The sequence below is a fragment of the Blastococcus sp. SYSU D00820 genome (genome assembly GCF_054050695.1).
In genome coordinates, this window is record NZ_JBJGZW010000001.1 from 136,366 (window position 1) to 155,154 (window position 18,789).

The 18,789-nt window shown below is 73.4% G+C and carries 17 protein-coding genes; 12 read left to right on the forward strand and 5 right to left on the reverse strand.

Annotated features, from left to right (window positions below):
• Positions 1 to 53 precede the first annotated feature (53 nt).
• On the reverse strand, positions 54 to 671 hold the full coding sequence (locus ACI79R_RS00620) for a PadR family transcriptional regulator (RefSeq protein WP_456571629.1): 618 nt from the start codon (positions 669 to 671) through the stop codon (positions 54 to 56).
• Between the two features lie 167 nt (positions 672 to 838).
• On the opposite strand from ACI79R_RS00620, the gene ACI79R_RS00625 reads away from it, so the two are divergent.
• From ACI79R_RS00625 to ACI79R_RS00635, 3 genes are all read left to right on the forward strand, one after another.
• Positions 839 to 1,252, forward strand: coding sequence for a DUF5318 family protein (locus ACI79R_RS00625; RefSeq protein ID WP_456571630.1), 414 nt, complete (start codon positions 839 to 841; stop codon positions 1,250 to 1,252).
• A gap of 174 nt (positions 1,253 to 1,426) precedes the next feature.
• Positions 1,427 to 3,811, forward strand: coding sequence for a transglycosylase domain-containing protein (locus ACI79R_RS00630; RefSeq protein WP_456571631.1), 2,385 nt, complete (start codon positions 1,427 to 1,429; stop codon positions 3,809 to 3,811).
• Between the two features lie 175 nt (positions 3,812 to 3,986).
• Positions 3,987 to 5,402: a glycosyltransferase family 87 protein gene (locus tag ACI79R_RS00635; protein WP_456571632.1), complete on the forward strand. Its 1,416-nt coding sequence runs from the start codon at positions 3,987 to 3,989 to the stop codon at positions 5,400 to 5,402.
• On the opposite strand, the gene ACI79R_RS00640 is transcribed toward ACI79R_RS00635, so the two are convergent.
• Entirely contained in the window at positions 5,394 to 6,209 is an 816-nt protein-coding gene (locus ACI79R_RS00640) for a deoxyribonuclease IV (RefSeq protein ID WP_456571633.1), read from the reverse strand. The genes ACI79R_RS00635 and ACI79R_RS00640 overlap by 9 nt on opposite strands.
• Positions 6,210 to 6,331: 122 nt before the next feature.
• On the opposite strand from ACI79R_RS00640, the gene ACI79R_RS00645 reads away from it, so the two are divergent.
• From ACI79R_RS00645 to ACI79R_RS00670, 6 genes are all read left to right on the forward strand, one after another.
• Entirely contained in the window at positions 6,332 to 7,378 is a 1,047-nt protein-coding gene (locus ACI79R_RS00645; protein ID WP_456571634.1) for a hypothetical protein, read from the forward strand.
• A 235-nt stretch (positions 7,379 to 7,613) separates the two neighbouring features.
• A complete protein-coding gene (gene rpsF, locus ACI79R_RS00650; protein ID WP_456571635.1) occupies positions 7,614 to 7,904 on the forward strand; it encodes a 30S ribosomal protein S6 in 291 nt (96 codons plus the stop codon).
• 2 nt (positions 7,905 to 7,906) lie between these two features.
• Entirely contained in the window at positions 7,907 to 8,392 is a 486-nt protein-coding gene (locus ACI79R_RS00655; protein WP_456571636.1) for a single-stranded DNA-binding protein, read from the forward strand.
• A gap of 103 nt (positions 8,393 to 8,495) precedes the next feature.
• Complete coding sequence (gene rpsR, locus ACI79R_RS00660) at positions 8,496 to 8,732, forward strand: 30S ribosomal protein S18 (protein WP_456571637.1); 237 nt, start codon at positions 8,496 to 8,498, stop codon at positions 8,730 to 8,732.
• 11 nt (positions 8,733 to 8,743) lie between these two features.
• Positions 8,744 to 9,190: a 50S ribosomal protein L9 gene (gene rplI / locus ACI79R_RS00665; RefSeq protein WP_456571638.1), complete on the forward strand. Its 447-nt coding sequence runs from the start codon at positions 8,744 to 8,746 to the stop codon at positions 9,188 to 9,190.
• Positions 9,191 to 9,776: 586 nt separating this feature from the next.
• Positions 9,777 to 13,496 carry a replicative DNA helicase gene (locus ACI79R_RS00670; RefSeq protein ID WP_456571639.1) on the forward strand — a complete coding sequence of 1,240 codons (3,720 nt, stop codon included), beginning with the start codon at positions 9,777 to 9,779 and terminating at the stop codon, positions 13,494 to 13,496.
• A gap of 84 nt (positions 13,497 to 13,580) precedes the next feature.
• Here ACI79R_RS00670 and ACI79R_RS00675 read toward each other — a convergent pair whose 3' ends face one another.
• The gene (locus ACI79R_RS00675; RefSeq protein ID WP_456571640.1) at positions 13,581 to 14,273 is read right to left on the reverse strand and encodes an NUDIX hydrolase; all 693 of its coding nucleotides are present in this window, start codon (positions 14,271 to 14,273) and stop codon (positions 13,581 to 13,583) included.
• A 95-nt stretch (positions 14,274 to 14,368) separates the two neighbouring features.
• On the opposite strand from ACI79R_RS00675, the gene ACI79R_RS00680 reads away from it, so the two are divergent.
• On the forward strand, positions 14,369 to 15,367 hold the full coding sequence (locus ACI79R_RS00680) for an SPFH domain-containing protein (RefSeq protein WP_456571641.1): 999 nt from the start codon (positions 14,369 to 14,371) through the stop codon (positions 15,365 to 15,367).
• Positions 15,364 to 16,245 (forward strand): hypothetical protein, encoded by an 882-nt coding sequence (locus tag ACI79R_RS00685; RefSeq protein WP_456571642.1) that lies wholly within the window; start codon positions 15,364 to 15,366, stop codon positions 16,243 to 16,245. The genes ACI79R_RS00680 and ACI79R_RS00685 overlap by 4 nt, the downstream gene beginning before the upstream one ends.
• 7 nt (positions 16,246 to 16,252) lie before the next feature.
• On the opposite strand, the gene ACI79R_RS00690 is transcribed toward ACI79R_RS00685, so the two are convergent.
• Positions 16,253 to 16,708 (reverse strand): DUF6194 family protein, encoded by a 456-nt coding sequence (locus ACI79R_RS00690; protein ID WP_456571643.1) that lies wholly within the window; start codon positions 16,706 to 16,708, stop codon positions 16,253 to 16,255.
• 53 nt (positions 16,709 to 16,761) lie between these two features.
• Here ACI79R_RS00690 and ACI79R_RS00695 point away from each other — a divergent pair, with 53 nt between their 5' ends.
• Positions 16,762 to 17,490, forward strand: coding sequence for a MerR family transcriptional regulator (locus ACI79R_RS00695; RefSeq protein ID WP_456571644.1), 729 nt, complete (start codon positions 16,762 to 16,764; stop codon positions 17,488 to 17,490).
• A gap of 63 nt (positions 17,491 to 17,553) precedes the next feature.
• Here the strand turns inward: ACI79R_RS00695 and ACI79R_RS00700 are convergent, their stop codons facing one another.
• Positions 17,554 to 18,762 carry a fatty acid desaturase family protein gene (locus ACI79R_RS00700; protein ID WP_456571645.1) on the reverse strand — a complete coding sequence of 403 codons (1,209 nt, stop codon included), beginning with the start codon at positions 18,760 to 18,762 and terminating at the stop codon, positions 17,554 to 17,556.
• Positions 18,763 to 18,789 lie beyond the last annotated feature (27 nt).

Genomic DNA, 18,789 nt, shown 5'->3' on the forward strand with positions numbered 1-18,789 from the left:
GACCGCGGGCGGTCCGAGGTGTGGGGCGGCTGCTGCGCCCCGGCGGGCTGTGGTCAGGTCGCGTGCGACTGCTCGTCGCGGCTGCCGGTCGCGTCGTCGCGGCCGGCCTCCCCCGTCGCGGCGTCGCGACGTTCGCTGTCGATGAGCTCGGACAGCCAGCGGACCTCCCGGTCCACCGACTCCAGGCCGTGACGCTGCAGCTCGATGGTGTAGCGGTCGAGACGTTCGCGGGTCCGCGCCAGTGAGGCCCGCAGTCCGTCCCGTTGCCGTTCGACGGTCCGCCTGCGGCCCTCGAGGATCCGCAGTCGCACGTCGGCGGCGGTGTGCCGGAAGAAGGCGAGGTGGACGCCGAAGAGGCCTCCGTCGTCGTAGGCCTCCGGGCCGGCCTGGCTGACCAGCTCCTGGAAGCGCTCCTTGCCTTCCGCGGTGATCGTGTAGACCACCTTCCCCCGCCGGCCGGTGAGCGGTGGCGCATCGGCCGGGAGCAGGTCGCGCGGGCCGGGGTCGTCGGTGGTGACCAACCCGGCGGCGTGCAACCGCTTCAGTGCGGGGTACAGCGAGCCGTAGGAGATGCTGCGCAGGCCGCCGAGCACCTGGGCGAGCTGTTTGCGCAGCTCGTACCCGTGCATCGGCGACTGTTGCAGCAGGCCGAGGATGGCGAACTCGAGCACTCCGCCCCCCCAACCGTTCCGCCGGTCGATGTATCGGGACGATACATCCGGCGGAGTACGGCCCGCCAACGGACGGGGCGGACCACCGTCGTCCGGGTGAACGGGGAGGTCGTCCGGCCGGTCCTCGCGGACCGCCGCCAGGCGCTCCCGGTGCGTACATTTGGCCCGTGCCCGGACGTCGATCCGTCGTGGACTACTCGCTGCAGCGGCGAGCCGTCCTGGCCGACGTCTACGCCGGGCGCACCGGGTTGTTCGAGGTCTGCGACGCCAGTACCTACCTCTCCCGGGCGGCGAAGTACCACGGCGAGGCGACCGACGTCGCCTGCCCGGTGTGCCGTCGCGAGCGGCTGACGAGGGTGAACTACGTCTACGGCGACGCCCTCGGGCACGTCTCCGGACAGGCCAAGACCGAGGTCGAGCTGGCCCGGATGGACGCCATGCAGGAGGAGTTCTCCGTCTACGCCGTCGAGGTGTGCCGGGGCTGCGGGTGGAACCACCTGGACAGCTCCTACGTCCTCGGCGCCGAGCCGGAGCCCGGCCGCCAGCCCCGCCGGGGCCGGCGGCGCGCGGCCACGGAGTAGCTCCGGCGGGCGCGCAGCACCCCTGGTGCGGCGCGCTCGTTGTCCCCGGGTGTGACCAGTGCCGGTCGCCGCCCTCGCGGGTCCTCCCCCGCACCCACAGCTGAACACGCCACCCTGGGTCCCGGGACGTCCGCGTCCCGACCCACCGACTGAACCAAGAGAGGGGCCCCGCTCGTGCCTCCCCACGACGAGACCTCCCCGGTCGGCCCGCGCGGCGGGCCCGACCGCCGGCCGCCGGCCGGCCGCAGTCCCGGCGGCGCCGGGAACGGTCCCGGCGCCGGCCGTGGCGGCCGGACGACGGCGTCCCGGTCGGGCAGCTCCGGTGGCGGGGGCGGCCGCCCACCGGCCGGCAAGCGCGGCAAGCCCGCGCGGACCAAGAAGCAGCGGCGGCGTCGCCGGCTGAAGATCTTCGGCGCCGCCGTCCTCGGCATGTTCGTGCTGCTCGGCGTCTTCGTCGGGGTGGTCTACGCCACGACCGAGGTGCCCGATCCGAACAGCGTGCAGAACGCGCAGACGACGGTCGTCTACTACTCCGACGGCGTCACCGAGATGGCCCGGCTGGGCGACGAGAACCGCACCAACGTCACCATCGACCAGGTCTCCGAGCCCGCGCGCAACGCGATCCTGGCGGCGGAGAACCGCAGCTTCTACTCCGACCCGGGCATCTCCTTCACCGGCATCGTGCGCGCCGCGTGGAACAACATCACCGGCGGCTCGACGCAGGGTGGCTCGACGATCACCCAGCAGTACGTGAAGAACGCCTTCCTCAGCCACGAGCAGACGTTCAGCCGCAAGTTCCAGGAGCTGTTCCTGGCCATCAAGCTGGACAACCAGTACTCGAAGAACGAGATCCTCGAGAACTACCTGAACACCATCTACTTCGGCCGCGGCGCCTACGGCATCGAGGCCGCGGCGAACACCTTCTTCGGCGTGCCGGCCAGCCAGCTCACCGCCCAGCAGGGCGCGGTGCTCGCCGTCCTGATCCGCAACCCCTCCAACAACGACCCGGAGGTCAACCCCGACGGCGCGCTGAGCCGGTGGGAGGGGGTGCTCGACGCCATGGTCGAGGAGGACTGGCTGACCCAGGAGGAGCGGGACGCCTCGGTCTACCCGCCGGTGCTGCCCCGCACCGGGTCGAGCCTGGGCATCCCGAGCGGTCCGGAGGGGCTGATCGTCAAGGAGGTCCTCGCCGAGCTGCGCGCCAAGGGCTACTCCGACCAGCAGCTGTCCGCCGGTGGGCTGCGCATCACCACGACCGTGGACAAGCCGATGCAGGACGCCGCGCTCGCCAGCGTGGCCGACGTCATGGCCGGCCAGCCCGGCAACCTCCGGCAGGCGCTCGTGGCCATCGACCCGCGCACCGGCGCGGTGAAGGCCTACTACGGCGGCCAGAACGGCACGGGCACCGACTACGCCCAGGCGCAGCGGCAGCCGGGCTCGTCGATGAAGCCCTACGTGCTGGCCACCGCGCTGGAGCAGGGCATCGGTGTCGAGTCCCGCCGGGACGGCTCGTCGCCGCAGACCTTCCCCGACCGGGACGCGCCGGTGCGCAACTCCGGCGGCGCCTCCTGCGGCAACTGCACGCTCGTCGAGGCGATGACGCGCTCGCTGAACACCACCTTCTACGGGCTGGCCCTGGAGGTCGGTCCGGACAACGTGCGCCAGACGGCGCTGGAGGCGACCGGCCTGCCCGAGTCGTGGCAGGGCGGGTTCCTCGAGGGCAACAAGGTGCTCGCCAACGCCGACGGCGGCACCGGCGCGGCCATCGGCATCGGCGAGTACGAGATGCGCACCATCGACCAGGCGCACGGCTTCGCCACCTTCGCGGCCGGCGGCGTCGAGCGGGCGCCGTTCTTCGTCGCGCGGGTGACCGACAACGAGGGCGCGGTCCTGCTGGAGTTCACCGGCGACGCCGGGGAGCAGGTCATGTCCCCCGACGTGGCCAACGACGTCACCTACGCGCTGGAGGGCGTCGCCCAGTACTCGCGCCGCGCGCTGGACGGCGGCCGGCCGGTGGCCAGCAAGACCGGTACCCAGGGCCTCAACGCGACGGACAACTCCGACGCCTGGATGGTCGGCTACACGCCGTCGATCTCGACCGCGGTCTGGATGGGCAGCGACGCCCGCGAGCCGATCGTCAACGCCGACGGCGGCATCATCTACGGGTCCGGCCTGCCGGGTGCGATCTGGCAGCAGTTCATGGACACCGTGCTGGCGGGGACGCCGGAGGAGCCGCTGCCCGACGAGCCGGTGATCGACGCCGACCGGGGCACCGTCGTGGCCGAGGAGACGACGAGCTCGGCACCGCCTCCGGTCACGACGTCGGCCCCGCCGCCGCAGCCGTCGACCAGCGCCCCGGCGCCGGAGCCGGAGGAGACCCCGGTCGCCCCGAGCACCACACCGCCGGCGACCACCAGCACGCCGCCGCCGTCCACGCCGGCCACCACCACGCCCGCCCCGGGCATCCCGCTGCCGGGTGGCGGCGGCGGGAATCCCGGCAACGGGAACGGCAACGGCACCGGCAACGGCCAACCGGCCCCGGCGGCGCCGGGGGGCTGACCGCCCACGGCACACTGACCGGGTGCGCCACGACGACCCGACCACGGACCCCTCGGACAGCGCTGCTGCCGGGGGGTCCGTGGCGTCCGGACCCGGGGCGTCGGGGGGCGGGGCGTCCCCGGAGCCGACCGGATGGCCCGACCGCGTCGTCCCCACCTGGACCGACCCGGTCGCCGTGCAGGCCAGCGAGGCCGTCGGCGGACCGTGGGGCCGGCACGCGGTCACCGGCCGGGCCCTGTTCTGGACGCCGCTGCGGATCTGCCTGCTCATGGCCACCGCGGTGCTGGCGCTGGCCTGGGTCAAGCAGGCGCCGTGCTCGGACGGCGACTGGGCGGGCTCCAAGCAGTACACGCACCTCTGCTACTCCGACGCGGTGCCGCTGTGGTCCATCCACGGCCTCGACGAGGGCGCGGTGCCCTACCTGGACGCGCCGGTGGAGTACCCCGTGCTCACCGGCGGGTTCATGACCGTCGCCGCCGGCCTGGCGCACGGCTACGGGGAGCTGACCGGCCCCGGCGGGCTGCTGCCGGTCGTGCCGCCGGTCCAGGCCTACGCGGTGATCACCGCGCTGATGCTGTCGCTGTGCGCCTTCGTCGTCGTCCGAAGCGTGCTGGCCCTGGCCGGCCGCCGGCCGTGGGACGCCGCGATGGTCGCCCTCTCCCCGCTGCTGCTGTTCCACGCCTTCACCAACTGGGACCTCCTGGCCCTCGCGCTCACCGGGCTGGGGATGTGGGCCTGGGCCCGGTCGCACCCGGTGCTCGCCGGCGCGCTGCTGGGCCTGGCGGTCGCGGCGAAGTTCTACCCGCTGCTCGTGCTCGGCGCGCTGTTCCTGCTGTGCCTGCGGGCCGGCCGGCTGGCGGCGTGGACGCGGGCCGCGGCCGCCGCCGTCGTCGCCTGGCTGGTGGTCAACGTGCCGGTCGCCCTGCTGGCCTTCGACGGCTGGGCGACGTTCTACTCGTTCAGCAGCAGCCGCCCGGCCAACCCCGAGACGCTGTGGAACCTGGCCCTCACGCTCTCCGACGACCGGCTGTTCGACGGGCCGCTGCTGCCCGGCCAGACGCCCGTGGTGCTCAACGCGGTCATCGCCGCGGTGCTCCTGGTCTTCGGTCTCGCCGTCGCCTGGACCACGCTGGCCGCCCCGGTGCGCCCGCGCTGGCCGCAGCTGGCCTTCGTGCTGGTCGCCGGCTTCCTGCTGTTCAACAAGGTGTGGAGCCCGCAGTTCTCGCTGTGGCTGCTGCCGCTGGCGGTGCTCGCCCGGCCCCGCTGGCGGTCGCTGCTGCTGTGGCAGGCCACCGAGGTGCTGGTGTGGGTGCTCACCATGCTCTGGTACCTGGGCACCGCCAACCGCGGCGTGGACGAGGAGTGGTTCTGGATGGCCGTCCTCCTGCGCGACGTCGCGCTGGTCGTGCTGGCCGGGCTCGTCGTCCGCGACATGTGGCGGCCCGACGGGGACGTCGTCCGGACGTCGTGGCGCGGGGTCGACGACCCCACCGGCGGCCCGCTCGTGCACGCCCCCGACCGCTTCACCCTGCCCCGGCCTCGGCGCCGGGAGCGCGCGGCCGACCCGGTGCCGGCCGGGACCTCAGGCTGACAGCGCCGCCCGCACCAGCGCGACCTCGGCCGCGTGCGACGCGGCGTCGCCCGGCGTCTCCAGCACCACCGGGCAGTCGGCGGCCCGGGCCACGGCCAGCAGCAGCTCGGTCGGGATCTCGCCCTCCTCGAGCGGGGCGTGCCGGTCGCGGCTGGAACCGGCCGGGTCGCGGCTGTTGTTCAGGTGCACGAGGTCGATCCGCCCGGTGACCGCGCGGACGTCGTCGACCACGGTCGTGAGGTCCCAGCCGGCGGCCCAGGCGTGGCAGGTGTCCAGCACGAAGCCCGCGCCGAACTCGCCGACGGCCTCCCAGAGCCGGCCCAGGGCGTCGAGGTCGCGAGCCATCGCGTTGCCGCCGCCGGCGGTGTTCTCGATGAGCAGGGGGACGGCGAAGCCGCCGGCCTCCTCCTGGCGCGCGAACGTCTTGCGCCAGTTGTCCACGCCGGCCGCGGGGTCGTCCTTGGCCAGCACGTGGCCGCCGTGCACGACCAGCCCGGCCGCCCCCACCGCGGCGGCCGCCGTCGCGTGCGCGCCGAGAAGCTTGCGGCTGGGGATGCGGATCCGGTTGTTCGTCGTCGCCACGTTGAGCACGTAGGGCGCGTGCACGAAGACGGTGACGTCGCCGGCGGCGAGCTCCGCGGCGTCCGGCCGGGGCCGGGGCGTCTTCCAGTCCTGGGGATCGGCCAGGAACACCTGGACGCCGTCGGCGTCCATCTCCGCGGCGCGGGCCAGCGGACCGCCGTCTGCCGGCTCCCCGTCCTCGGTCAGTCCTGGTCCCACGTGTACGCCGATCGGGTGTGCCGCCACGCTCGCGACACTAGTTCGCCTCTTTCTCCGCGTTTAGCCGTATCGCGCCGGTCACATCTTCGTTCTTGCAGCGTGACGGGGGTTACTCCTCAGTAGGACCGAGGCGGAGGTACACGACGGACATGGCAAGCGGTCGGATCCGACGTGGTGCGCGGCGCGGCCTCGCCGGGCTGCTCCTGGGCTGGCTGGCGATCGTGGGGGCTTCGGTGGCCCTGGCGCCCAGCGCCGGCGCCGCGCCCCAGGTGACCAAGAACATCAACGACCTCACCCCGCCGTACGTCTCGGTGGACCAGGGCGGCACGGTCACCTTCGTCAACCAGATCCAGGACAAGACGGTCCAGGTCGGTGGCGGCGGGCTGCTGCCCACGCTGGTCAGCGTCACCGCCAAGACCGAGGTCACCCTCAACCTGCCCTCGGGCTCGCACGTGCTGGCGCCGAACGGCGGCTCGCGGAGCGAGACCTTCTCGCGGGACTGCCTGTCCTGCTCGATCACCTATACGTACCGGCTGGTCTCCAACGCCTCGCTGACCTCGGCCGTCACCGACGCCGCGCTCGGCCTGCTGCCGCCGCTGCCCGCGCCCACGCCCTTCGTCGTCACCTCGATCCCGCTGCCGAACCTGCCGGGCGCCAACGTCCCGTCCCCGCCCGTCGTCGACGTGCCGGTCACCGTGCCCGGCGTCAGCCCGCTGCCGACCCCGGCGCCGGCGCCCACCGCGCCCGTCCCCCCGGTCCAGCCGGCCCAGCCCGGTGCGCCGGCCCAGCAGCCGGTCGGGTCGGGCGTCCCGGGTGCGCCGTACTCCTACGACGTCGGCGGCGGCGGCGCGGCGGCGCTGGCCCCGGTCGACTCCGCCGCCGCGGCGGCCTTCGACCCGAGCCGGTTCGCCGCCACCTCGCCCGCCGGCAGCGGCGCCGGCTCCTCCGGCTCCGGCTCCGGCAGCGGTGGCGGGGGCCTGGCCGGCAGCTACGACGGGGCCTCGGTGCCGGTGTTCGGCCAGCTGGCCGGCCTGGACGGCACGGCGCTCGACGAGGAGAGCGCCGCGACCGAGGACGCGACGGCGGGCTCCTCGACCGACCGCACCCTGCCGCTGCCCGCGCTCGTCGCGGTGATCGCGCTCGCCGCGGTCTCCGCCGCGCTGGTCCGCACCCAGCAGGCCACGCGCGGGCGCTGACCCCCGCCGGCTCCCCGCGGCCGCCGTCCGGACTCCCGGACGGCGGCCGCGGTGCGTCTGGGGTGGGTCTCCCCGCGGGGCCTGTGGACGGCGGTCGGCCGCCGGCCCGCACGCTGGTAGCCTGTCGGGTGCGCGTCCGCGCCGTGAACCCACGGCCAGGGCGCGCGACGCGTGTACGACCCTCCTGCTGCAGATCCGCTGCAGCCGCCACAGACCAGAGGAGGTGGGGTTCTCCGTGCGTCACTACGAACTGATGGTCATCCTCGACCCCGATCTGGAGGAGCGCACGATCGCGCCCTCCCTCGACCGGTTCCTGACCGTCGTCACCAACTCCGGTGGCACCGTCGGCAAGGTCGACATCTGGGGCCGCCGCCGGCTGTCCTTCGAGATCAAGAAGCAGGTCGAGGGCATCTACGCCGTCATCGACATCGATGCCGAGCCCGCTGCCGTCGCCGAGCTGGACCGCCAGCTCAACCTGAACGAGTCGGTCCTGCGCACGAAGCTGATGCGGCCCGAGGTCCACTGACCATGGCCGGCGAGACCGTCATCACCGTCATCGGCAACCTGACCTCCGACCCGGAGCTGCGGTTCACGCCGTCGGGGGCCGCGGTCGCCAACTTCACCGTCGCCTCCACCCCGCGGACGTTCGACCGTCAGTCGCAGGAGTGGAAGGACGGCGAGGCGCTGTTCCTCCGTTGCAACGTGTGGCGCCAGGCGGCGGAGAACGTCGCCGAGTCGCTCACCCGCGGCTCGCGCGTCATCGTCTCCGGCCGCCTCAAGCAGCGCTCCTTCGAGACGAAGGAGGGCGAGAAGCGCACCGTCGTCGAGCTCGAGGTCGACGAGGTGGGCCCCTCGCTGCGCTACGCCACCGCCAAGGTCACCAAGGCCCAGCGCGGTGAGGGTGGCGGCGGTTTCGGCGGCGGCGGCGGTGGTGGCGGCTTCGGTGGCGGCGGCGGGGGCGCGAGCGACCCGTGGTCGACGCCCGCCGGTCCGTCGGACGAGCCGCCCTTCTGAGCAAGGACCCCCTCGCTCCCCACGTCTGGCTCCGCTCGGCGTGGGCCCCTGCGAGGGGGCCGACACAGCCTTTCCCTGAATCACGTCGTACCTGGAGAACCCAGTGCCCAAGCCCCCCGTCCGGAAGCCCAAGAAGAAGGTCTGCCAGTTCTGCAAGGACAAGGTGACCTACGTCGACTACAAGGACACGACCCTGCTGCGGAAGTTCATCTCCGACCGCGGCAAGATCCGTGCCCGCCGCGTGAGCGGCAACTGCAGCCAGCACCAGCGTGATGTCGCGACCGCCGTGAAGAACAGCCGCGAGATGGCGCTGCTCCCCTACACCTCCACGGCGCGCTGACCATGAGCACGATGAAGCTGATCCTGACCCAGGAGGTCACCGGTCTCGGTTCCTCCGGTGACACCGTCGAGGTGAAGGGCGGCTACGGCCGCAACTACCTCCTGCCCCGCGGCCTGGCGATCGTCGCCACCCGCGGTGCCGAGAAGCAGGTCGAGTCCCTGCGCCGGGCGCGCGCCGCCCGCGAGGTGCGCTCGCTGGACGAGGCCAAGACCGTGGCCGGCCAGCTCACCGGGCTGACCGTCCGCGTCCCGGCCCGCGCCGGCGACGGCGGCCGCCTGTTCGGTCGCGTCACCACCGCCGACGTCGTCAACGCCGTCGTCGCCGCGGGTGGCCCGGAGCTGGACCGCCGTCGCGTCGAGCTGCCCAGCAGCATCAAGACCACGGGCCAGCACACGGTCACCGTCCGCGTGCACCCCGAGGTGAGCACCCAGCTGGCCATCGAGGTCGTCGCCGGCTGAACCCGTCCCTGCCGCACCGGCAGGGACGCGCAGTACCCCTGGGAGGGGCGTCGGACTCCGGTCCGGCGCCCCTCTCGGCGTTCGTGGGGCCCGGCCGCCGCCCGTGGAGGGGGGCCGCGCGGGTTCCCGGCGGCCTGGTGAGCGGGTTGTGGAGAACTCCCTGCCTGTGACTTGTGGGGCGGGTGCTCCCCGGCTCGCGACACGCCGGGGCGCGACACCACGATTTCTCGCGCTTTTCTCCCGTCCACAGCCCGTGCGTCGTCTTCGCGCTGGTCAGCCGCGAGCTGGGGACGGCGGGACGCCGTCGTCCCCCGACTCCTCCACATGTCGACATGCCTGTGTCCACCGACTTGTCCACAAGTTGTGCAGAACGGCGTGCACATCGGTGTTGGACGGGTCCGTCCCCACTTCCTAACGTCCTCTCCGGCTACCACGCGGCACCGGAACTGTCGGTGCCCCCCGGTAGGACTGGCACGAACACACGTTCGAGTCAGGCGTACAGCGTTTCTGGTGCTCCCCCACCAGGCCCGGCCGCAGCGGCCAGGGCCTCGCGGGTGCGCGCCGGTGAGTGGATGGAGGAACCGACGTGGCGGTGGCCGACGACTTCAGCCGGCCGCAGGCGACGGCGCCGGAGTACGACCGGCAGCCGCCGCAGGACGTCCAGGCGGAGCAGTCCGTGCTCGGCGGCATGCTGCTGAGCAAGGATGCGATCGCGGACGTCGTGGAGGTGCTGACCGGCGCGGACTTCTACCGGCCCGCGCACCAGGTGATCTTCGACTGCATCCTCGACCTCTACGGGCGCGGTGAGCCGGCCGACGCGATCACCGTCGCCGCCGAGCTCAACCGCACCGACCAGCTGTCCAAGATGGGCGGCGCGGTCTACCTGCACACGCTGATCGCCTCCACGCCGACCGCGGCCAACGCCGGCTACTACGCCGCCATCGTGGCCGAGCAGGCCGTCCTGCGGCGGCTGGTGGAGGCCGGCACCCGCGTGGTGCAGCTGGGCTACGGCGCCGCGGGCGGCCGGGGCGACGTCGACGACATCGTCGACCGCGCCCAGCAGGAGATCTACGACGTCACCGAGAAGCGGATGAGCGAGGACTACTCCCGCCTCGAGGACGTCCTGCAGCCGACGATGGACGAGCTCGACGCGATCGCCTCCCGGGGCGGCACCGCGCGCGGCGTCCCGACCGGCATCCGCGATCTCGACGAGCTCACCAACGGCCTGCAGGCCGGGCAGATGGTGGTCATCGCGGCCCGGCCCGGTGTGGGCAAGGCGCTCGCACTCGACACCCCCATCGCCACGCCCTCCGGCTGGACCACCATGGGGGAGATCCGGGTCGGCGACCGCGTGCTGGGCTCCGACGGGCGCCCCACCACCGTCGTCGCGGCCACGGACGTGATGACCGGCCGGCCCTGCTACGAGGTGCACTTCTCCGACGGGTCGGTGATCGTCGCCGACGCCCAGCACCAGTGGCTCACCGAGGACCGCGCCAGCCGCAAGAGCGCGCAGGCCGCGCGGGTCGGCTACAGCCGTCACCGCAGCCAGCGCACCGTCGCCGCCGTCCGCACCACCGAGGAGCTCGCCCGCACCGTCCGGCTGGCGACCAGGGACGCCCGGCTCAACCACAGCGTCACCAACGCCGCACCCCTGGACCTGCCGGAGGCCGACCTGCCGCTGCCGCCCTACGCGCTGGGCGTCTGGCTCGGCGACGGCACGTCGGAGGCGGCGCACTACACGAGCGCCGACCCGGAGATCGCGGCGTACATCGAGGCCGAGGGTCTCGTGGTCACCCCGCTCGCGAGCGACCGCCGGTACGCGCTGCGGCTGCCGGTCCCGGACGGTGGCGAGGGCGACGACCGCACCGTCACGGGTCTGCTGCGCTCGCTCGGCGTCCTGGGCGACAAGCACATCCCCACGGCCTACCTGCGCGCCTCGGTGGCGCAGCGACGCGCGCTGCTCGCGGCTCTGCTCGACACCGACGGCACGGTGGCCCCCAGCGGTGCCGTCCAGTTCGCTGTGACGAGCCGCCGCCTGGCGGAGGACACCCGCGAGCTGATCGCCGGCCTCGGCCACCGGGTGCGGATGTCGACGAAGCGGGTCGCGGGCCGCACCGAGGCCTCGTCGACCTGCTACACGCTGACCTTCAGCACCGACGACGAGGTCTTCCGGCTCGAACGCAAGAAGCTCCTGCACAAGGAGCGGGGTGCGCGCACCTCTACGGCGCGGGGCGTCCGGTTCATCACCGACGTCCGGCCGGTCGAGAGCGTTCCGGTCCGGTGCATCCAGGTGGACGCCGCGGACTCGCTGTTCCTCGCGGGCCGCAGCTTCATCCCGACGCACAACTCGACGCTCGGTCTCGACATCGCCCGCTCGGCGACGGTGAAGCACGGCCTCCCGGCGGTGATCTTCTCGCTCGAGATGAGCAAGCACGAGATCACCATGCGTCTGCTGTCGGCGGAGGCGAAGGTGCCGCTGCACCACATGCGCGCCGGCACCCTGTCCGACGAGGACTGGGCCAAGCTGGCCCGCCGGATGGGTGAGGTGGCCGACGCGCCCCTCTACATCGACGACTCGCCGAACATGACGATGATGGAGATCCGGGCCAAGGCCCGGCGGCTCAAGCAGCGCAACGACCTGAAGCTGGTGGTCATCGACTACCTGCAGCTGATGACGTCCGGCAAGCGCGTCGAGAGCCGCCAGCAGGAGGTCTCGGAGTTCTCCCGTGCGCTCAAGCTGCTGGCCAAGGAGCTCGAGGTGCCGGTCATCGCCATGTCGCAGCTCAACCGTGGGTCCGAGCAGCGGCAGGACAAGAAGCCGATGCTGTCCGACCTGCGTGAGTCCGGCTGCCTCACCGCCGACACCCGGATCCTGCGGGCCGATACCGGTGCCGAGACGACGATGGGTGAGCTCTTCGAGTCCGGTGCGCGCGACGTCCCGGTGTGGTCGCTCGACGACAACCTGCGCTACGTCCGGCGGCACCTCACGCACGTGTTCTCCACCGGTCGCAAGCCGGTGCTGCAGGTGACGACGTCGTCGGGGAAGACGGTGCGGGCCACGGCCAACCACCCGTTCCTCACCTACGACGGGTTCCGACCCATCGGCGAGCTGGCTGTCGGCGACCGCATCGCCGTGCCCCGGCACGTGCCCGCTCCGGACCGCATGACGGTCTGGGAGGACGAGAAGGTCGTCCTCCTCGCCCACCTCATCGGTGACGGGAGCTTCGTCGAGCGTCAGCCCATCCGCTACGCCTCGATCGACGAGGCCAACCTCCGGGCGGTCACGACCGCGGCGCTGCACTTCGGGGTCATCGCCGTCCGCGACGAGTACGCGGCCGCGCGGTGCACGACGCTGCGCCTGCCGGCGCCCTTCCGACTCACCCATGGCAAGCGCAACCCGATCGCGGCGTGGCTCGACGAACTCGGGCTCTTCGGGCTCCGCAGCCACCAGAAGTTCGTGCCGCAGCCGGTCTTCTCACTGCCGAAGAAGCAGATCGCGCTGTTCCTCAGCCACCTGTGGGCCACCGACGGATCCGTCACGGTGCACGAGCACGGCCGCGGTGGCCGGGTCTACTACGCCTCGACCAGCCGTCAGCTCGTCGACGACGTCTCCCGGCTGCTCCTGCGGTTCGGCATCTCCGCCCGGATCCGCCGGACCCGCAAGAGCGGCTACCGGGACGGCTGGACGCTCGACGTCTCCGGCTGCGACGACCAGCGGCGGTTCCTCGGTGAGATCGGCGTCCACGGCGCTCGGAGCGAGTCGGCCCAGCGCCTGCTGGCGATCGTCCGGGCGACGTCGGCCAACACGAACGTCGACACCGTGCCCGTCCAGGTGTGGGACCGGGTCCGTGACGTGCTCGAGGAGCGGGGCATGAGCCACCGCGCCTTCGCCGCCGCCATGGATTCCGCCTTCTGCGGTAGCGCGATGTGGAAGCACGCGCCGAGTCGCGAGCGGCTCGGCCGGATCGCCGCGGTCCTCGACGACGCCGACCTGGAGATCCAGGCGGTCAACGACCTGCTGTGGGACGAGATCGTCTCGATCGAGCAGGGTGCCGTCGAGGAGGTCTACGACGCAACCGTGCTGGGCGGCCACAACTTCGTGGCCGAGGGGATCGCCGTCCACAACAGCATCGAGCAGGACGCCGACATGGTCATGATGATCCACCGCGAGGACATGTACGAGAAGGAGTCCCCGCGAGCCGGCGAGGCCGACATCATGCTGGTCAAGCACCGCAACGGCCCGACCGCCAACGTCACGGTCGCCTTCCAGGGTCACTACAGCCGCTTCGTCGACATGGCCAACTGACCGGCAGCACACCCAGCGCGGGCCCGCTCCCCGATCGCCGCACGGCGACGGGCAGCGGGCCCGCGGCCGTTCCGGGAGGCCGGCTCAGTTCTCCGCGCGCAGCAGCGGCGGGTGCAGCACGGCGGCCGGACCGCGCCGGTAGAGCTGGGCGGGGCGACCGCCGTCGCGGGTCGTGGTCTCCCCGGTCGGCGCCAGGAAGCCGGCCGCGCTGGTCACCTTGCGGTGGAAGTTCCGCGGGTCCAGCCGCCGCCCCCACACCGCCTCGTAGACCCGGCGCAGCTCGGCGACGGTGAACTCCGACCGGCAGAACGACGTGGCCAGCGCGCTGTACTCGAGCTTGGCCCGGGCCCGGTCCACGCCGTCGGCCAGCACGCGGTCGTGGTCGAAGGCCAGCCCTGGCGACACCTCGTCCACCGCCGCCCAGCGCGCCGCGGCCGCGTCGCTGCCCGCCCGCGGCTCGGGGGGATCGGCCACCAGGGCCAGGTGGGCGACGGTGACCACGCGCATCCGCGGATCGCGGCCGGGATCGCCGTAGGAGGCCAGCTGCTCCAGGTGGGCGTGCGCCAGCCCCGTCTCCTCCGCGAGCTCGCGCGACGCGGCCGCCAGGAGGTCCTCGTCGGGCCGCAGGAAGCCGCCGGGCAGCGCCTCCCGGCCGGCGAACGGCTCCTCTCCCCGCCGCACGACCAGCACCTGCAGCTCGCCGTTCCGCACCGTGAGGACGACGAGGTCGACGGTCACCGCCACCGCGGGGAACGCACTCGGGTCGTAGCCGGTCACGCGCCTACCCTAGCGGAGCAATCGTCAGATTGACGACAAGCCGGATGGGTGCTTATCGTCAGCCCGACGACAACGACTCCCGAGGAGGTCCGGCGATGGCCGACATCACCCGCTACCCGTTCGTGCGGCACCTGCGGAGCACCGCGACGGCGCACGTCCTCCAGGTGCGCAACGGCCGCGTGGTGCAGGGCGCCACCGGCGCCAGCTTCTGGTTCCGGCCGCTGTCGGCGGTCCTCTCGGAGGTGCCGGTGGACGACCGCGAGCTGCCGCTGCTCTTCCACGCCCGGACGGCGGACTTCCAGGACGTCACCGTGCAGATGACGCTGACCTCGCGGGTCACCGACCCGGCGCTGGCCGCGGCCCGCATCGACTTCTCGATCGACCCCGGCACCGGCCGCTGGCGCGGCACGCCGCTGGAGCAGGTCGCCGGCCTGCTCACCGAGTCGGCCCAGCAGCACGCCCTGGACCTCCTGGCCACCATCGACCTCGCCACCGCGCTCACCCGGGGCGTGGCCCCGGTCCGCGAGGCCGTCGAGCGCGGGCTGGCCGTCGACCAGCGGCTGGCCGAGACCGGCATCGCGGTGCTCGGCGTCCGCGTCGTCGCCGTCCGCCCCGAGGCCGACGTCGAGCGCGCCCTGCAGATGCCCACCCGCGAGCAGGTGCAGCAGGAGGCCGACCGGGCCACCTACGAGCGGCGCGCGCTGGCGGTCGAGCGCGAGCGGGCCATCAGCGAGAACGAGCTGGCCAACCAGATCGAGCTGGCCCGCCGCGAGGAGGAGCTGATCGGCCAACGCGGGGTGAACGCCCGCCGGGAGGCCGAACAGGCCGCGGCCGCCGCCGAGGTGGCCAGCGAGGCGCAGGCACGGCGCGACCAGCGCGCGGCGCAGGTGCGCGCCGAGACCGAGCGGCTGCTGGGCGCCGCCCGCGCCGAGGCCACCGCGGCCGAGCTGGCCGCGCACGCGCAGGTGCCCGCCGAGGTGCTCTTCGCCCTGGCCGCCCGCGAGCTGGCCGGCCAGCTGCCCCAGATCGGCAACCTGGTGCTCACCCCCGACCTGCTGGCGCCGGTGCTGACCCGGCTGGGGGTGGAGCGGTGAGCCTGGCGCCGCGGGTGGTCGTGGTCTCCCGCGCCACCGAGCTGCGGGAGCTGGTCGCCCGGCACGGGACGGCGGCCCAGGCGGCGTTCTTCCTGGCCACCCGCGGCCGGGACATGGCCGAGGTCGCCGAGCGCGACGCCGCCCAGACCCGGGCGCTGGCCGCGGCCACGGCGGGCATCCCGGTCGACTGGCGCCGCGGCAGCGTCGATCGCGCCGACCTCTCGCGCTTCCTGTTCGCCCCGGACGACGTCGTCCTCGTCGTCGGCCAGGACGGGCTGGTGGCCAACGTGGCCAAGTACCTCGACGGGCAGCCGGTCATCGGCGTCGACCCCGAGCCCGGCCGCAATCCCGGGGTGCTCGTGCGGCACCGGCCGGAGGAGGTGGCCGCGCTGCTGCGGAACCGGCCGGCGCCCACGCCGCTGACCATGGTGGAGGCGGTCAGCGACGACGGTCAGGTGCTGCGCGCGCTCAACGAGGTCTACCTCGGCTCGCCCACCCACCAGACCGCCCGCTACCGGCTGACCGCGCCGGGGGCCGCCGTACCCGAGCGGCAGGCCTCCTCCGGTGTGCTCGTCTCGACCGGCACCGGAGCGACCGGCTGGTGCCGGTCGGTGTGGCGCGAGCGGCAGAGCCCGCTGCGCCTGCCGGCCCGCACCGATCCGGCGCTGGCCTGGTTCGTCCGTGAGGCATGGCCCTCACCGGCGACCGGGACGACGTGCACCGAGGGGCTGCTGGACGAGGACGAGGTGCTGGAGCTGGCCGTGGAGTCCGACGGGCTGGTGGTCTTCGGCGACGGCCTGGAGGCCGACCGGCTGACCCTCTCCTGGGGTCAGCGGGTGACCGTCCGCCGGTCGGCCCGTCAGCTGCAGCTGGTGTGACGCCGGGTCAGCGCCTCCGGCGCTCCCACCGGGCCAGCGCCCGACCGTGCGCGGCCCGCAGCAGCTCCCGCACCCCGTCCGCGGTGCGCGGGCCGGGGGACACGACCGCGAGCCACCCGAGGCCCGCGTAGGTCGGGTGGGCGAGCACCGTGTCCGGCGTCCCGGGCGCCGGCTCGACCGCCTCCCCCGGGTCCCGGCCGGTCCACCGCCGGAACTCGTCGCGGCCGGCGGCGACGTTGACGCGGAAGGCTCCCGGCCGGTCGAGCCCCCAGGCCGGCTCGCCGGGATAGGGCTTGGTCACGACCGTGGCGAAGGGCTGGCCCGGCGGCACCACCCCGTCGGGCGCGACGTAGAAGAACAGGTCACCCCAGGCGAGCTCCGGGGAGCCGTCCCCGGGCCCCGGTGCCAGGGTCAGCACGCCGTCCAGGGCCTCGACGGCCGCGCGCACCTCGTCGATCCGCATGCCTCCAGCGTCTCCTTCATCTGCTTGTGGTGACCTGGGGGCAGGATCCCCGCGTGGACGCCGAAGGAAATCGCAAGTCGGGGCTGCGGACGGTCGACGTCGCGCGGTCGGCCGGGTACTCGGTGCAGCAGGTCCGCGACCTCGAGGACGACGGCGTCCTGCCGCCCGCCGTCCGCACCGCGGCCGGGCACCGGCGGTACACCGCCACCCACGTGCAGGCCGTGCGCGCGTACCGCGCGCTCGCCGCCGGCATCGGCCCGGTCGCGGCCCGGCGGCTGCTCCGCGCCGCGTGCGCCGCCCGGCCGGAGGAGGTGCTGGCACTGCTGGACGAGGCCCATGCCGCGCTGCACACCGAGCGGTGCGAGCTGGCACTGGCCCGGGAGGCCGCGGCGGCCATCTCCGCCGAGCCGATCGCCGACGTGCGGCCGGCCGACGCCATGACCGTCGCCGAGCTCGCCGGCGCCCTCGGCGTGCGGCCGTCGACGCTGCGCCACTGGGACGCCGAGGGCCTCGTCGTGCCCGGCCGCTCCGGTCCGGGCCACGCCCGCAGCTACGCGCCCGCGGACGTCCGGGACGCGCGGATCGTCGTCCAGCTGCGCCGGGCCGGGCACCGCATCGAGGCGCTGCGGGCCCTGCTGCCGCAGCTGCGCCGGGGCCGGCGGGGAGAGGACCTCGCCGCGGCGCTGGCCGCCCGGGACGCCGACGTCAGCCGCCGCTCCCGCGCCCTGCTCCGCGGCGCCGCCGCGCTCCACGGCCTGCTCTCGCCCGCCGATCCGGTGTGACGGAACCGCCGAGGGCCCGGACCCCCCGTGGGGATCCGGGCCCTCGGCGGGCGCTCGGGGAGATCAGGCCGCCGCGGCGGCCATCTCCTCCCGCTGCAGCCGGCGGCGCACCTTGGCCGAGCCGGTGGTCATGCGCCACAGGTTCTTCAGCTGGTGCGGCAGGTTCTTCACGGTGGTGTTGTCCAGCCACCCGTTGGGCAGCGACAGCCGGATGATCTTGTGCCAGGCCGACGCCACCTGCTTCGGCAGCGGCGCCGCGTGGTAGTTCAGCCCGTACTCGTCGAACAGCGCCTTGACCTTCGGCGCGATCTCCGCGTACCGGTTGCTCGGCAGGTCGGGGAACAGGTGGTGCTCGATCTGGTGCGACAGGTTGCCGGTCATGAGGTGCATGGCCTTGCTGCCGGAGATGTTGGCCGAGCCCAGCATCTGGCGCAGGTACCACTCGCCGCGGGTCTCGCCGTCGATCGACTTCTTCTCGAACGTCTCCACGCCCTCGGGGAAGTGCCCGCAGAGGATGACCGAGTTGGACCACAGGTTGCGCACGATGTTGGCGGTGAAGTTCGCCGCCAGCGTGGCCAGGAAGTTCGGGCCCGACAGCAGCGGGTGGACGACGTAGTCCTTGCGCACCTGCCGGCCGATCTTGGTCAGCACGGCCTTGGCCCGCCGGCGGAACTCGGGGTCACCGGTCTGCTTCTTGGCGACGACGGCGCCGAGCTCCAGGTCGTAGGCGGCGATGCCGTACTCGAAGAAGCAGGCGTTGAGGAAGCTCCACAGCGGCTGGGCCAGGTAGAACGGGTGCCAGGGCTGGTCCTCGTCGACGCGCATGATGCCGTAGCCGAGGTCGTTGTCCTTGCCGATCACGTTCGTGTACGTGTGGTGCAGCTCGTTGTGCGAGTGCTTCCACTGCTCGGCCGGGCTGGCCATGTCCCACTCCCACGTCGTGGAGTGGATCTTCGGGTCACGCATCCAATCCCACTGGCCGTGCAGGATGTTGTGCCCGATCTCCATGTTCTCGAGGATCTTGGCCACCGAGAGACCGATCGTGCCGAGCACCCAGGCGGGCGGGAAGCCGGAGGCGAGCAGCACGGCGCGGCTGCCGAGCTCGAGCTTGCGGTGCACGTCGATGACGGTGCGGATGTACTTCGCGTCCGCCTCGCCGCGGGTGTCGATGACCTCCTGGCGGATGGCGTCGAGCTGCTTGCCCAGCAGCTCGACGTCCTCCGGGGTGAGGTGGGCGATCGGGTTGTCGGCCTTCTTCTGGATGGCAGTCATGTGTTCCGGCTCCTTCGCTCGGGCTCG

Excerpts from the sequence above, each read along its gene's own strand:
- ACI79R_RS00645 (WP_456571634.1), top strand. The coding sequence starts at position 6,332 with ATGGCAAGCGGTCGGATCCGACGTGGTGCGCGGCGCGGCCTCGCCGGG.
- ACI79R_RS00655 (WP_456571636.1), top strand. The coding sequence starts at position 7,907 with ATGGCCGGCGAGACCGTCATCACCGTCATCGGCAACCTGACCTCCGAC.
- rplI (WP_456571638.1), top strand. The coding sequence starts at position 8,744 with ATGAAGCTGATCCTGACCCAGGAGGTCACCGGTCTCGGTTCCTCCGGT.
- ACI79R_RS00680 (WP_456571641.1), top strand. The coding sequence starts at position 14,369 with ATGGCCGACATCACCCGCTACCCGTTCGTGCGGCACCTGCGGAGCACC.
- ACI79R_RS00690 (WP_456571643.1), bottom strand. The coding sequence starts at position 16,708 with ATGCGGATCGACGAGGTGCGCGCGGCCGTCGAGGCCCTGGACGGCGTG.
- ACI79R_RS00700 (WP_456571645.1), bottom strand. The coding sequence starts at position 18,762 with ATGACTGCCATCCAGAAGAAGGCCGACAACCCGATCGCCCACCTCACC.